This window comes from Myroides sp. LoEW2-1 (assembly GCF_009767705.1).
GTDB lineage: Bacteria > Bacteroidota > Bacteroidia > Flavobacteriales > Flavobacteriaceae > Flavobacterium > Flavobacterium album_A.
In genome coordinates, this window is the sequence record NZ_WSPP01000157.1 from 1 (window position 1) to 15,986 (window position 15,986).

Consider the following 15,986-nt stretch of genomic DNA (forward strand, 5'->3'; position numbering starts at 1 on the left):
GTGTTTAAAAGATGTTCCACAATTTGTGGGCATCTTTTTTTATTTTATAATTGTGCTTTTCACAAAAAAAACATTGCATAAAATTAACTTTCAGGTCATTAATTTTTATAATCTTTCACATACATCTCACCGTTGTATTTAAACTCCAGTTTGAATGCCCCATCCAAAGACTCGTAGTTAAACATCAACTCTGTCTCTCCATCTGCTCTTGCTTTAGCATCTAATTCCTTTACCTCAAATTTTCTGATTTTAAGCTCTGACTCGTGAAGCTTGTTAAAAGTATCGCTTACTTCATATCCCTTGATAGAGGAATACACCGAGCGCACTATCGTATTGTCGTTTGTCGGTAATACGCGTTTTCCATAATCAGTCACCTCTCCATCGCTATTGACCTTAATCGTGGGGTTAATTACCCAGATATCGACAAATATAAAACTTCTACCTGCCTTGTCATTAGCCTTGTTTCTGATGATCAAAGTATATTGATTTGCATAGGCGCCATCAGTTGTTTTCTTGACAGTCCCAACATTCTTACCATTTACTTCTTTAACATCAAAATCAAAACTAACCGCATCAATCTCAAAAGCATCTCCACTTAATACTAAAGTATCTTGGTAAGGTGTCTTGTCCTCTAAAACAATTAAAGAAACCTGATTTGAATCTGTAAACCCTTCTCCTTTAGCCACGAAAGAAACCTGACCAGGTGTTCTAGCGACATAAGTCATTTGCTCCAATGCCTTCTCGCTACCTACTTCATATATCTTCACCCCACTACTAAGCTCCTCTTCTCCTTTGAAAACCTGAAAAGTAACCGTTTCGCCCTCTGTCACTTCCTTGTGACTTAACCTCAACTCTAAAGTAGCCTTACCAACGTTAATCACTACTTCATTACTCCCAGCAAAATCTTTGTGGATAGCACTTACCGCATACTGACCAGCTTTGTCAAAGGCGTGTTTAGCAGAAATACTACTGCTATTGACCACAAACTTTGCATCTTCCACTACAGCACCGCTCTTGTCTTTGGCAGTAAACTCAACTACTTCCCCTACTGTAACATCGGTAGCTGTTGCACTTATTACAAGCCTACTCTTTACTTGTACATCTTCACCCTCTACAGGTGTTGTTGTATTATCATCACTACTACACGATGACAATACTAATAAAAATGCAAAAAGAAAACATACTTTCTTCATAATACTCTTACTTTAATTAATTATTAAATAACCTTTTGTTTTTTGGAACTCCAAACATAGTTAAATTTTAATTAATAATTAACAAATCAAAGAATACAAGTAAAAATCACAAAGCCAGTCATTGGCAAAAGAAATAATAATGAGTTCATAATAAATTCTTTATCCAAGACAAACTTCCCATAAAAAAAGTGTTCTATAGCAAAGATTCCTTCTTTATTAAATCTACCCACAGCGCATAGCCCTTTGCATTCAAGTGTAAACCATCCAGCGAATAGTCTTCATTTAACTGCTTTCCCTCATTATTCAAGAAAAAAGGAAAGAGATCTAAATACTCGATATGCTCATTTTTCGCCAAAACTCTAAGCTGCTTGTTTATCTTTTTGATAGTATCTAAAGGACGTTCTGTTCTTTTGTAAGTAGGAAGTATACTCTGCAAAACGATTTGAGAAGTAGGGCTATTTGCTTTTATAACACTGACTATTTGTTCAATCCTACTGACAATATAATCCACAGATCGCTTGTAATAAATATCATTAGTCCCTATTAACAAAAAAATCACTTTAGGCTTGGACTCGACAACTTCCCCTAACCTAAATAACACCCCATCAGTTGTATCTCCTGATATTCCTCTGTTCACCACAGGATAATCTAAACCACGAAAAAGTTCATACCAAGGTCCTTGCTCCGTGATGCTATCTCCCAAAAAGACAATCTCATTCTCACTATTGGCCATGTGGTTAAAGATATCTACCATATGGTAGTACTTGTAACTAAAATTCGTCTTATCGATTTGTTGAGCGACGAGCGTACTACAGAAAAAAAGACAACAAAACACAATACACTTTATATTCATCTTACTATTTTTTACGATTCAATTATTTCAAATTTAAAAGCGCTTAAGAAAACAACTTTCCTAAGCGCCTTAGCATAGTTTAACACAACCAAACTATTATATTTTTATCACAGAGCAAATGCTCCTATACTCTTCTTACCATCTCTGGATTGATTATCTAAATCAAGTTCAATAGCCTGAGTGTCTATTTGCAAGCTTTGCTTAAGCTCAGTAAGTTCTGCCAATTCAAATCCAAAATTAGCAATAGGACTCTTCTCTGAAGCAGGTCTCACTTTTAGAGGATCAGTAGTATTCAAATCCAAAGCTTCAAACAGTGCCACTTGACCTCCTTTTTGATCGTAGACTTTGTTAACGACCGCAGATTTACTAATGACCAATTCCCCTTGAGGATTCACTTGTATATTGCCATTTGCACTGTAGTTATCAAACAGCAAACTGTTATACATATAGATACTGTTGCCATTTTGATTATTCACACCTGAGAAGTCTTTTGAAGAACTATTTGCATAAATAGTACTACTGATCATATGCATGCTTGTTGCATCGTGATTAGAGATTGCTCCACCCGGACCATCAGTCACTTCATTATTGTAAAAATATGAATTGACAATCAGCGATTTAGAACCACCTCTATGGTAGAATCCTCCCCCATTAGCTCTTGCTTTATTATTGCTGACAATAGTATTGACAAGGTTCACCTCCGCGTAATTCAAAGACTGTATACCTCCAGATACTCCTCCTGCTTGGTTGAATGACACCTCGCTAAAATTCATATGCAGTTTCGAAGCACTTACAAATATTCCACCAGCATTAGAGTTTGCGTTACTTCCCGTATTGTGATTTACTTTAGAATGATTCACAACCACATTGCTATCTTGGGCAATGTAGATACCCGCAGCGTGTCTTCCTGAATTATTGTAAACAACCTCACAGTGTTCTAAGACCAGATTGGACTGCATGACAATAAGCCCAGCTCCGTGATCTCTTGGCAAGTCAAATCCATTAATATTCACTTTACTACTTGCTTGATCTCCCAAGCCTTTGGTGATCGTTAAATTTTCTAACACAACCTGAAGGCCATTTACCTTTGGCGCTATCACACTCACCACGTGTACACTTGAATCACTACCCGATAGAATAGTTTTGTTCTCAACAGAAGGCTTGCTCTCTTTAGTAGCATTCTTAGGATAACCACCTATCAATTTTATATTGGCTTGAATCAAGAAAGTATAATCCTTTTTTTGCTCACTGTCAATCAGCGCATTTGCATCGGGATGATATTCACCCATTTCGATGTGAATGACATCATTTTGATTCACTGCCAACTCAAGGGCTTTTGACAGACTGGTTGCCTCTTGCCAGCTACTTCCATCTCCACTACCTTGTTCACTGACATAATAGTTATTATACGTATCTTCTAATGTCGCTTGCCCTTGAACAAGTTCAATTGTTTGTTTACTTTGATCCGAAATCCAAACAACTACCTCTGCCGTTCTGGCTTCCAAAGAAGTATTTCTCGTGTAGGCAAGCTTCACCGTGTGACTCCCCTTCTCTCCTTGCTCGACACTTGGTGTCACCCAGCTCTGATTGGCTTGGAGCCTCCAAGGAAGATTAGCTTGAATATTCACTTGGATTTCTCCGCTGTTTTTATCTACTGAAAACTGACTTTGATCTATTTTTAACTCAGGTGTGTCCACAGCAAAACCTCCCATAGAATCATCCTGACTACAACTTACGACAAACAGACTAAAGACCGCTACTATCCACGGTAAGATCAATTGTTTTATACCTTTCTCCATCTCTATTTTGCTTTTGTGATAATCACTCCATTAGCCACAGCTCTTTCTTTTCCACCGTTGTCAGCTGGTAAATTTCTAATCAAAAATTCATTTGCATTTCCGTTGGGATTGATAAAGAAAGTAGAACTTCCTCCGCCGTCAAAATTAAGTGCTTGCTCCGCGCCAATAGCTTTCATAAACACACCTAAATCAGTGTAATCCATTCCGTTTGACCAAGTATAATTTCTCCCGTCCACTACCATCAACAAAAGGTGATTGTCTTTGGTTGTCCCAATTGCCGTTCTCGGGTGCACAGTCTCATCACTTTGCTTGACAAGCTCAGCGTCTTTAACAAGCCATACACCACCAGAGACAACATGTTGATAGTTATCTTTATTTTCTTTAAACAATTTTATATCCTGCAGATAGACCTTATTATTCTTATCCACCGCCAAGAAACCTTCATTTCTATCGATATACGTATCCTTTAGTACCATACCATTAAATACAAAGACTCCTCTTGGAACGCCCGTAGTCATATCGTAAAAATCGCCATTGACACCGCCAATGACATCAAACTTAGTGTTCAAAAGCGCAGTGGCTTGTGCCGTCATCGGTTGCATCGCAAACTTTGGTTGATTATCTGGCAGGGAAGCAACCACAGAGACATCGGGTCTATTCAGGTCTATATCATAAACGAATGTCTTCATCGCCAAGCCTTTTTGCGACAAATAATCAAACTCGTGAACAACCACTCCTTCAGTCAAAGTATAGGTTGAGTCTTTGAAAACCTGAGCTACTAAATTGGTATTCTCAATTAGCTGCTTTGCTCTATCGGTTTTAGCGACTGCCTTATAAGTTGTATAGTTATCATCTGATGTAGTTTGACAAGATACTTGTAAACTGATGAATAGAGTAAATAATAAAAATTTAATTGCTTTCATTAGTAACCAGGATTAGGTGTTAAGTTTTCATTTAATTGTAACTCTCCCCCAGGAATCGGAAAGAGGTGTTGATAGTCTAATAAGTTTAAGTTTTCTTGAGCAGTTTGGGTTCTCACATAGTCGTAGTAAGCAAATCCCTCAGCCATAAGTTCTTTTCTTCTCTCGAGTAAAACCATCTCGAGCATTTGCGCTTTACTTGAAGGCTGTACGGGGTCAAGACCTCTTTTTGCTCTGAGCTCGTTTAACCTTTTCACCCCTACATTCAGCGGAGAAGCCTCGGCACTGATTAAGTACATTTCGGCGATACGAGAGATAATCACAGGATCAGTTCCCGTTTGCCCACTTGGGTATTTATTAATACAATCTTGTCCTCCCACATTTATAAATGAGATATCGCGTCTTTTGTCTTGTTCAGTGATAAGAGAAAGGATTTCTTTTGACGGAGCATAGACATAACTTCCCTTGTTGGGATGTCCATAATTATAGAAAAGCGTACTAATTGTATTGGAAGACTCTGAAGATAAGTTTTCAAAGGCAAAAATCACCTCTGTATTACTTTGCTTTCTGAATATTTTCTCAAACCCATCTAAGGCATACTTTCCACTTGTAATCAGTCCTTCCGCAATTTCAGCCGCTTGATCCATCTTATTTTGAGATAGCATCACTCTGGCTTTCAAAGCTAAAGCAGCATCTTTAGATACGTAATAGTAGTTCTTCGCATTGCCAAGTAAACTAATGGCCGAATCAAGATCGCTTTCTATCTGCTCCCACACTTGTACTTGAGGCGTACGACCAGGTTTCTCCATTGAGTTTTTGGTCATTACTGGTACATCTCCCCACCTTGTTACAAGACTATAGAAGATATAAGCTCTAAAGTAATGAGCCGTTCCCTGTACGCGAGACACATTTGCATCTATCGGTAGCGACTGGGTGATTTCCAATACGTTGTTTACCTGATACAAAGCACTGTAATACCCTTTCCAACTATTGACCATTAAGCCATTCAAGGGATTTAGCGTATTATTGATAACGTCTTTACTTGTCGTAGTTGATCCTTGTACATTTCCACCGACAATATCAAAGATGATCCACGATTCTCTCTTGGGATCATTCTGCACATTATTATACATCCCACGTTCTAAGGCAGGTAAATCACTTGGTTTAATTTCCTCAGGTGCCAAGCCCGTACGAGGATATAGGTCTAATTCTTTACTACATCCAAATAAGCTAAGACATAGTACAGCTATAAGTAGTTTTTTCATTTGTCTAATCGTTTAAAAATTTACATTAACCCCTACAGATACATTTCTTGTTGGGGGTACTCCAAGGGCGTCATTTCCATAAAATCTCGCATCTAAGCTCGGACTAACACTTGGGTCCCAACCAGAATACTTTGTCAACAGCAGCAAATTAGTTGCCTGTACATAGACGCGTAACCCACTCAGGTGAATCTTCTCCAATACTTTTGCGTCAAAGTTATACCCAAGAGTAACGGATTGAATCTTAAAGAACGAACCATCCTCAAGCCATCTATCCGAGTTTTTATTGTTATTTGTATCTCCCATAATCGCCCTTGGATACTTATTAGTACTACCTGGATGCGTCCAGCGATTGTTGTAGTAAGTTTCAAGCACAGGCATTCTATCACCCAACCTACCCAATACGGTACTTTTCCAATTGGCATAAACATCGTTGCCATAAGAGAACGTACTTAAGATATCTAATTGAAAGCCTTTATAAGAAAAGCTATTGTTCCATCCTCCAAAGAACTTGGGATTTGAACTGCCTATTACTTGCCTATCATTGTCATTGATAATGTTATTTCCATCTACATCTCTCCATTTGACATCTCCAGCTCTAACACCTCTTTCATACTGCTCTTGTGGTACCTCACCATCGTACTGATAGATACCTTCTTGTACAAACAAGTAGAAAGCCCCAATATCTTTACCAACCTGCAAGGCTCTATTTCCTCCTATTGACAAAGGCTCTCCATTATTGTCTATTAACTGAGTAATTTTATTCTTGTTGGTAGCAATATTAAAGTTTGAACGCCAATTCACTGCTCCTAAGTCAAGATCCGTTCCCAGGGAAATCTCAATTCCCTTATTCTGCATTGAACCGATATTGGTCAAAATACTCGACATTCCCGATGTGGCGTGAATAGGCATAGAATACAATAAGTTATTGGTTGTCTTTTTGTACATATCCACAGTCAGAGAAAGGCGTCTTTGAAAGAAAGACAAGTCAAACCCCAGGTTAACTTGATTGGCTTTTTCCCAAGTAAGCTTTGAATTTCCAAAACTGGACACTGCTATTCCACTCTCTAATCCGTAATCATTTCCACCCGAGAGTAAAGCTTGATAACCATAGTTGCTAATACCTTCTTGGTTTCCTGTACTACCATAACTCAATCTAACTTTAGCTCCCATATCAAGCTGTTTCATAAAGTCCTCTCTATCGATATTCCAACCTACAGATATTGAGGGAAACCATCCCCAACGCGTATCTGGAGCGAACTTAGAAGATCCATCGGTACGAATCGAAGCGCTCAACATATACTTGCTCATATAATCGAGGTTCACTCTTGAGAAATAGGATTCCATGGCATAATCAGTAACATATCCTGTAGCTCCTTTTATTTCTGAGGCAACATTAACCACATCAAAGGAAGCGGAAGGAAAGCCCCTTGCGTCAATTCCCGTGGTATTATTACTCACTTTTTGAAAGCTATGCCCAAGCATTGCCGTAACTCCAAAATCATTAAAAACATTAGAATATGTAAGTACGTTTTCAGTTTCTATATTCGTTATCGTTCGCTTAGAATCGACAAGTCTTCCCACCCCTGTTCCATAAGGGTGTTTCTCGTTGTAATACAAATAATCATAAGTATAGTTATAATCTGTATTCAAACTGTTCTTAAACGATAACTCAGGAGTGAAGTTAATGCTTGCATACAGATTTCCGATATAGCGATACATATCGAGATAAGCCTCTTGCTCATTTAATATCTGTACGGGATTGTGACGGGTCAACTCCTCTGTTCCCCCGATATAGTACTCTCCATTAGGTTTATAAGGGCGGTCGAAAGGGCGCTGTTCGATTGCTCTGGCTACAATTGTTGTTCCAAGATTAGGACCCGGAACTTGGTTATTCTTGACATAGGCCAAATTATTGTTTGTTCCTATTGTAAGCCAAGGGGTCACCTGTGTTTCTAATTTGGTATTTAAATTGTACTTTTTCATGCTATTGGTCTTAATGACTCCTTCTTGCTGCATATAAGTACCGCCTATATAGTAGATTGTCTTATCAGATCCCCCTGAAAAAGACAAATCAGCATTTAGAAAACTCCCTCTTTGGGTGATTACATCTAACCAATTAGTATCAGGCAAGTTGCCAAAAGGGTTGTATATATGGGTTTTATAATCATTATCTCCAACCGTTAAGCCATATTGCGTATTGTAGTTATCAGCAGCTTCGTTATACTGAGACACAAACATCTTTGAGTTGGAAATCTTAATTTTATTCTTGTTGGCAAACTCAGAAATCCCCGTATTAAAATTAAACTTGACACTACTGCTGTTCTTCTTTCCCTTTTTAGTAGTTATGATAATAACCCCGTTATTGGCTCTTGAACCGTAGATAGAAGCAGCTGCTGCATCTTTTAAAACCTCAATAGATTCAATATCATTTGTATTTAACGTAGTTAACGAGCTCATCGCCTCGCCTTTGTTGAACAATTCGGCAGAGGGATTATAAAGAGGTATACCGTCTACCACATACAAGGGTTCATTACTTGCACTAATAGAGGATATCCCACGAATAGAAACCCTTTCTCCAGTACCCAAGTTACCCGAACTTGTATTTATACTTACCCCAGCCATTTTCCCTTGTAGAAGTTCCACAGGAGAAGCTATTTGTCGCATATCCTCTGAAGATACACTGAGCTTTTCAATTGCCGTAGTTAGGGTTCGCTTTTCTTGGGTTCCGTACCCCACTACGATGATTTCATCTAACTCACTATAGGATTGTTCTAAGGAAGTAATACTATTGCTTTGAGCTACAATACTCTTGGGCTTGTATCCCATAAATGTAAACTCTAACTGATCCTTTCCCTTGAGCGCTTGAATAGTGTAATTCCCATCAATATCGGTAAAGGTACTTTCGCTGTTTCCCTTGACTTGCACAACTACCCCTGGGAGCCCTAATCCGTTTTCATCAAGCACTTTACCCCCAATAGAAGCTACAGCTACTTGCACGTCTTGCTGCTTCGCTTGTTTCTTAAAAGAAATTAAGCTGCTATTGATCTGATACTGAGTCTGGGTAGCCTGACTTATTTTGTTCAACAACTCGGTTACCCCAATATTCTTCTTGTCAATCACAATAGTTCCCTGAGGATCTAAAGCCGAAGAAAAAGCTATCTTATAACCTGTTTGAGCTTCTATTTGCTCAAATAAAGAGGCAATCGACACGCTTCCTTGAATTAGCTCAATTGATTCAAGATGCTGATCACTTGCTTGGTGTTGCCTTTGCTGCGCATAGTGCTCCTGAGAATACAGCAAGATACAACAGGCTACATACAATCGCGTTTTCGACTTAAAGCCAGTTTTTGTAAACATAATTTATAGAATTATTTAATAGTTACTGTTTTACCGTTTATCTGATAGGTCAAGTTGTGAATAAAGCAGAAGCTATTGAGAATGTCGCTTAGGCTACTGTTTCTATAGTCACCTGTTATCTTTATGTGCTTCAACTTGTTGTTACTTGACTCAATCACCACATCAAACTCCTCTTGTAGAGCAAGACTCCAAAACTCAAAAGAGGCATTTTTCATATTCATTGCCTGATTCAAAGAAGATATAATCTGATTAGATGCGTCTTTTTTTAGTAGTTTGCTATTGTGATAATAGGCTTTTTGGTTCTGCTGTAAAATCACAAATTCCTCGCTGTTAGTAGCCATTACTTGAACCTTACCACTTTGAACATCGACAAGACTTGTCGTTGTTTGTTCATCTACAGTAAAACTCGTTCCCAATACCTTGGTTTGCAAATCGCGAGTAGTAACTATAAAAGCGAGCTTTTTATTGGGAGTCACGTTAAAGAAGGCTTTACCCTGTAAGGAAACTTGCCGGTTAGCGTGATTATAGTCCTTATCTACCACTATTTTTGAATGTGCAGACAAAGTTACCTTGGTTTGATCAGAGAGAATGATTGTTCTCTCTGCGGAAGTCGTCTCATAAATGTGGGTAGAATCAACTGAAGAGGATAAAAAGTAGAACAAAGCAGAGGCCATCATAAGAACCCCTACAAGGGCAAACTGATAAAAGCCTTTAGAGGACTTGCTCCTTACTTTAGTCTTGGATAAAATCGCATTGTAGATTTTTGCTTTGCGTTTTTTATCAGATGTGACTTCCTCTAAAGAAATCCCCCCTTGATTCATTTTACTGATAAAGTCCTCAATGACTTTATCCTGAGTTTGATCGCTTTTCCCTTCTAAATAATCTGTTGTGATTTGCTTAAATCTCTTTTCCATTACACTTGCTTTATACTCTAAAGAGTAGCACAAGTGGATTTCCCCCTACACAAAACCACAGAGTTAACCAATTGATAACAAATCCATTATCAATGTTACCACAAGGTTAATGAAAAGACAAGATTACGCACAAAATAGGCAGGGAAATAGAAGTAGGTAAATTAACACGGAGAATCTTAAGGGATTTGGAAATGTGATTCTCCACTGTACTTTCCGAAATACTAAGCCGATTGGCAATTTCTTTATAAGAATAGTGTTGATAAAATCTCAAGTGGAAAACTTCAAAACAACGCAGAGGCAACACCTCTTGAGCCTTAGAGTAGATTAGATCTAAGAGTTGACTTTGAAAAACCTCTTGTTCTTGTTCACTCAAAAGGTCATTCTCTGATAGCACATGGAACACTGTTTCTAATTGCAGTGTATTTAAAGGCCTATTTTTAATGTAGTACAGACTTTTATACTTGACAGAGCTTAGCAGATAAGCTTTGGGTTTATCTATGGTTAATTCATCATATTTACTCCATATAGCTATAAATACGTCTTGTACTATATCACTGGCTGTGTCGTGTTCTCTTGTGAGATTATAGGCATACCGATACAAGATATCCCAATACAAATCGTAATTGGTTTGAACCCATTTATTTCTATCCATAATTAAAACGCAGTGTTAGTTAATAGATTTGGATAAAAGTAGGTGTAATAATTAGGATGTATATTAAGTAAATATTAAACCATGGTTAAGTTGATTTTAATTTAACCATCCGTAGAAAGTAGTTACATTAAGAAGCCATTTTCAAAAAACAACCCCTTTTGCAATGCGAAAGTTTACAGTTTGCCACTGCCCCTACCCTTATAGATTAGGTAAGCGCCTAAGACAATACCCACAAAAGCCCCTAAGACAAATCCCTCTTGTGGGAGATCCTGTCCAATACCGCCAATGCTGATGCCCAAAAATATAATGCTAAAAAGAATAATTACCCAACCCAGTAGTTTCATAATCTAAATTTTATACCCTGCAAAATGCAACTATATTTCTACATAAGCAAAAACATGGCCAAGGTTAACAAGTAAGAAAAAGAAATTTACTTTTTTTACAGTTAACCACCTCCTTAGTTTTGCTATCGACTTTACTACAAAACAGCAACTGCCTATAAAAACAAAAAAGGTGTATAAACCTTGTCTAGTCATACACCTTTTTGTTATATATAAGCTCTTCGAGTTAATTCAATCCTCTGGCTTTCTTCTCCCATGCCCAAGCACTAAAGAGCATATCGTCTAGAGTCTTTGTTGGTTTCCATCCCAATACTTCTCTTGCTTTTGTATTATCGGCCCATGCCATATCCACATCTCCTGCTCTGCGATTGACAATTTTATAATTGAGTTTTATACCGCTTACTCTCTCAAAGGAATGAACTAACTCTAACACTGAATATCCTTGCCCATTTCCAACATTAAATGCTTCAATTTGCTGAGTATTCTCCTTATTTAGAAGTCGCTTTAATGCGCGAACGTGCGCATCTGCTAAGTCAACCACATGGATATAGTCCCTAACACATGTACCATCAGGTGTATTGTAATCGTCTCCATAAATGGATAAAAACTCGCGAATTCCAACTGCAGTCTGCGTGATATAAGGAATTAAGTTATAAGGAACCCCTAAAGGCGACTCCCCTATCATAGCTGATTCATGGGCTCCTATGGGGTTAAAATAACGCAACAAAATACCTTGTAAAGGGTATATCTTAGCTAAATCTTCAATAATCTCCTCTCCCACTTGTTTGGTATTTCCATAAGGAGACAAAGCAGTCTTAATAGACTCGTTTTCCGAAATTGGCATCACCTGAGCTTGTCCATATACGGTGCAAGAAGAGCTAAATATTAGCTTGTCTAAACCGTATTCTTGCATGCCGCTAAGTAAGTTGATAAGAGAAAAGAAGTTGTTCTCATAGTACATCAACGGCTTTTGCATACTCTCTCCCACTGCTTTGGACGCAGCAAAGTGTATGACTCCATCAATCTGACTTTGACGAGTATTAAAAAAATCAAGTACTAAGGCTTTATCTCTTAAATCGAGTTTTACAAATTCTGGCATTTTACCAGTGATGGCAAAGATTCCGTCTAATACACTAAGTGAAGCATTTGACAAATCATCTAAAATCACTACCTCATAGCCTTGTTTTTGCAATTCTACCACTGTATGAGAACCAATAAAGCCAAGTCCGCCTGTAACAACTATCTTCATTCTATTTTTTATCTAAATTGAATTTTGTTCTAATTCTAATTATTGCCTTTGTCTAATAAACTGGCCGCTGCTTTGTCTAAGATGTACTCGACATGGGCCAACTTTTGCAAATAAGTTGCTGGAATATCCGCCGAGATAGCGCCTTTTAAGGCTTTTTGGATAATCTCCGCCTTGCGCTGAGACAGGGCCATTAAGATAATCTCCTTGGCTTGGGTAATGGTTTGTATCCCCATAGTGATTGCTTGAGCAGGCACTTTCTCCTTACCGCCAAAATCCCCTGAGGCATCCTCCCTTGTCAAGTCATTTAAGGTAACTAATCTGGTTTTAGAACAATCCGCTGAGCCAGGCTCGTTAAAGCCGATGTGCCCGGTGCGCCCAATGCCTAATAACTGCATATCTAAGCCGCCAAAATCAGCAATCTTCTTTTCATATAAATCACAGTAGGCGTGTATTGCTTCCATGGAAAGCGTTCCATCGGGGATATGAATATTTTGTTTTGGAATATCAATATAGTTAAACAGGTTAGATTTCATAAACGACACATAACTCTGTTCCTCCACTGGATGCATGGGATAGTACTCATCTAGGTTAAACGTGACAACGTTCTGAAAACTGAGTCCTTCATACTTGTGCAAGCGCACAAGCTCTTTATAAACCCCCTTGGGAGTGGATCCGGTAGCTAACCCCAATATAGCCTTTTGACCTTGTTCTTGTTTAGTAACAATAACCGAAGCGATGCGATTGGCCACATAAGCCGAAGCTATTTCTTGATTCTCATAAATCTTGATTGCCTTTTCTTTATCACTTACCAGATCAATGGATTTCAACAATTCTTTCATTTAATTCTTTTACTACTTTTTTTCTCTCTATACTAAAATAGCCAAAACAACAAAAAACAACTTAAAGTTGTTGTTTGTTGTTTTAACTCAAAAGTAAGGTGTAATTGACTTTGTACCTGCACATTTTTAGTGAAGACTACAAAAAACTGAGGCAAACCAGCAGTTATTACCTGCTACAAATAACGCATTTACTCAGCTCTTTCAAAAGTACAAAAAAATTCTTAGTTCTGATAATTTTATCATAAACAGAATCTACTAATTATCGCTGTAAAAAAGAAGCAACAACACCCGGTTTACAGAGCCTTAAACCGCATGACTACTCCATTGACAATAAGCCTAAAAAAAAGTAGCTCAAAAAAAATATCTCTGAACACCAAGCATACTAAAGTATGATTTTTTAAATGGGTTCAGAGATATAATTTCACATTAACACGCCCTATTTGATAACGGTGAAATTTTGGTTATGTAGACATTAATAATTTCATTACTGGTACTTTCAATAATTTGCCCTATTACAAGCTAAAAGCATAACGCAATTTAAGACCAATCATTTTATTTTTAAAATTTCGATCCTTGAATCGCTCATCTGACCAAACAGACGAATACTCAAGTGGTTTTGCAAGGTCGTTTCCATGGATAACTGCAAAGTTATCAGCCTTTCCCTTAGGGCGAATATCATTTAATCCCAATTCAAAATACACGCCTATGTAAAGGTGACTATCATGACTTAAACGCTGCTTCACCCCTGTTTCGATCAGCCAAGAGTACCCGGTTTTTAGCCAGTACTTTTCAGTATCTGAAACCTTATTAAACTCACCAAATCCCATAAAATCGGGCCCGCTTAATAGCGCATCCCACTTGGGGTAATACCCCTTTGTGCTAACCTTGTCTATTTTGATTGTTGACTCAGACTTCGCAAGAGGTATACTAAAGGCCATTCCACTACTGACATACCAACTCAGTATCCCTTTTGTTTGGTATTGCACCGTTAAAGGTATTCGAAGATTCTGGGTGTGAATCTTCTCTGAATAACCACTTGTTTTATAGCTAAACTCAAAACTATCCGATTCTATATCTTCTTTACTATACCCTCCTTGATTTCTTGCTTGGTAAAAACGGTAATTTTGCTTAGCATAGCCAATAGAAGTACTAACGCTCCATTGCGGTAAAAAATCGTACTCGTATCCCAGTGAAAAAGCATATCCCATAGAACTTCTCTCACTGGAAACCTCATGCTTAGCTGGTTGAATAAAAAAACCGGTTCCCTCTACTGTAATTTTTTGTGCGTGGGTTGTCCATGATATAAAAACAACCAAAACACTATATAAGATCTTTGTATTCATATCTCTATTTTTTTAAGGTTTGACAATGATTGTTTTTACTTGTTTTGTATCTCCGATATACATCACCAAATAATAATTACCTGATTGAATGTGCATTGGAAGAGACAATACAGAATCTCTTTGATGTAAAACAGTTGAGTAAATCAAAGCGCCACTAACGCTAAATACCTCTACCTTGACATTATTAATTAATTGCGCTGGATAATCAAACACAATATTCATCTCTTGTCCTATGGACACAGGATTTGGATAGAGCGTGACTGTGTTTTTATGTTGATAAGTAACCTCGCCGATACAACTGCTGATTTGCTCGTTTTTATCCGTTGTCAATACCACTGTGTACTCGGCATGCTCATCTAAAATATCATCAATTTTATTTCCTGCAGAATAGACCTGTTCTGTCCCTATTAGTTTGCCATTTTTAAACCACTGATAAGCAATAAACTTATATCCTCCATTTGTCGATGGATTATTGTTAACTAGTAAAGTATTGCCGAATTTCTCAATAACAATATCTTTAAATGCAAATGGTTTTTCAATGACAATTCTATACTTGCGTATTTTTTGTTTATTATGCGACTCCACGGTAATATCTTGATTGTATATCCCAGCTTTAGGCGTGTGAATCACAAAGTTTTCACTAACCGAGGCAGACGCCCCCAGAGGGATTGCAATACTTAATTGAACCTCTTTGGAAAGATCATCACAATCCATGCGATATACAATTGTACTTTCAGGGTTAACATAGCGTTTCCCGTTAATACTAAGCTCACTAATATCCGCTTGACTATTTGTCACTACTAATGTTCTACTTACAGCTTGCGCTGGTAGATAATTTTGATTTCCTGGCTGATTTGCAGTAATTTCCACCTGACCTACGTCTTTTATTTGCACAAGCCCTTGGGTATCCACTGTTGCGATATCGGGGTTTGAAACGCTATAGCTCACTTTCAATCCCGAATCACTATGGCTAACTAAAAGAACGGATTGTTGTTTGTCTAAATCTATCAAAGGAATCTGTTCAAATTCAATCCTTTGATCAGCTTTTTCTATAGTAAGTGTCCCCTCAAGGGATAAAGGATGGTAATTATCTCCAGCCAAGACCTTTGCCTCTACCTTATATTCACCCACATCGCTATGGCTGTTATTTGAATATGTCACATCTGTCACTATATCTATATCTCCTGAAATAGCCAATGACTTTAATTCACCATCGTATCGATACACAGTGTCTTTTAGCTCCACTCCAATAAGCTCAGCT

13 protein-coding genes are annotated in these 15,986 nt (G+C 37.9%); all 13 read right to left on the minus strand.

Going from position 1 to position 15,986, the window contains the following annotated elements:
* Positions 1 to 98: 98 nt before the first annotated feature.
* Positions 99 to 1,193, minus strand: a complete 1,095-nt coding sequence (locus GOQ24_RS09470; protein ID WP_160339560.1) for a hypothetical protein — start codon at positions 1,191 to 1,193, stop codon at positions 99 to 101.
* Between the two features lie 193 nt (positions 1,194 to 1,386).
* The gene (locus tag GOQ24_RS09475) at positions 1,387 to 2,046 is read right to left on the minus strand and encodes a GDSL-type esterase/lipase family protein (RefSeq protein ID WP_160339561.1); all 660 of its coding nucleotides are present in this window, start codon (positions 2,044 to 2,046) and stop codon (positions 1,387 to 1,389) included.
* A gap of 107 nt (positions 2,047 to 2,153) precedes the next feature.
* Positions 2,154 to 3,845 (minus strand): BACON domain-containing protein, encoded by a 1,692-nt coding sequence (locus tag GOQ24_RS09480; protein WP_160339562.1) that lies wholly within the window; start codon positions 3,843 to 3,845, stop codon positions 2,154 to 2,156.
* 2 nt (positions 3,846 to 3,847) lie between these two features.
* Positions 3,848 to 4,768, minus strand: coding sequence for a phosphodiester glycosidase family protein (locus tag GOQ24_RS09485; RefSeq protein ID WP_160339563.1), 921 nt, complete (start codon positions 4,766 to 4,768; stop codon positions 3,848 to 3,850).
* Positions 4,768 to 6,030 carry a RagB/SusD family nutrient uptake outer membrane protein gene (locus GOQ24_RS09490; protein WP_160339564.1) on the minus strand — a complete coding sequence of 421 codons (1,263 nt, stop codon included), beginning with the start codon at positions 6,028 to 6,030 and terminating at the stop codon, positions 4,768 to 4,770. Before GOQ24_RS09490 ends, GOQ24_RS09485 begins: the two co-directional genes overlap by 1 nt.
* Positions 6,031 to 6,042: 12 nt before the next feature.
* The gene (locus GOQ24_RS09495) at positions 6,043 to 9,387 is read right to left on the minus strand and encodes a SusC/RagA family TonB-linked outer membrane protein (protein ID WP_160339565.1); all 3,345 of its coding nucleotides are present in this window, start codon (positions 9,385 to 9,387) and stop codon (positions 6,043 to 6,045) included.
* Positions 9,388 to 9,398: 11 nt separating this feature from the next.
* Positions 9,399 to 10,301, minus strand: coding sequence for a FecR family protein (locus tag GOQ24_RS09500; protein WP_160339566.1), 903 nt, complete (start codon positions 10,299 to 10,301; stop codon positions 9,399 to 9,401).
* A gap of 106 nt (positions 10,302 to 10,407) precedes the next feature.
* Positions 10,408 to 10,953, minus strand: coding sequence for an RNA polymerase sigma factor (locus tag GOQ24_RS09505; RefSeq protein WP_160339567.1), 546 nt, complete (start codon positions 10,951 to 10,953; stop codon positions 10,408 to 10,410).
* A gap of 173 nt (positions 10,954 to 11,126) precedes the next feature.
* On the minus strand, positions 11,127 to 11,297 hold the full coding sequence (locus GOQ24_RS16480) for a hypothetical protein (protein ID WP_166520734.1): 171 nt from the start codon (positions 11,295 to 11,297) through the stop codon (positions 11,127 to 11,129).
* A gap of 223 nt (positions 11,298 to 11,520) precedes the next feature.
* A complete protein-coding gene (gene galE, locus GOQ24_RS09510) occupies positions 11,521 to 12,543 on the minus strand; it encodes a UDP-glucose 4-epimerase GalE (RefSeq protein WP_160339568.1) in 1,023 nt (340 codons plus the stop codon).
* Positions 12,544 to 12,578: 35 nt separating this feature from the next.
* Complete coding sequence (nagB, locus tag GOQ24_RS09515) at positions 12,579 to 13,382, minus strand: glucosamine-6-phosphate deaminase (RefSeq protein ID WP_160339569.1); 804 nt, start codon at positions 13,380 to 13,382, stop codon at positions 12,579 to 12,581.
* Positions 13,383 to 13,894: 512 nt separating this feature from the next.
* Positions 13,895 to 14,725, minus strand: a complete 831-nt coding sequence (locus GOQ24_RS09520; protein ID WP_160339570.1) for an outer membrane beta-barrel protein — start codon at positions 14,723 to 14,725, stop codon at positions 13,895 to 13,897.
* A gap of 12 nt (positions 14,726 to 14,737) precedes the next feature.
* Positions 14,738 to 15,986: T9SS type A sorting domain-containing protein (locus tag GOQ24_RS09525; protein ID WP_160339571.1), on the minus strand; the 1,249-nt coding region annotated here is incomplete at its 5' end.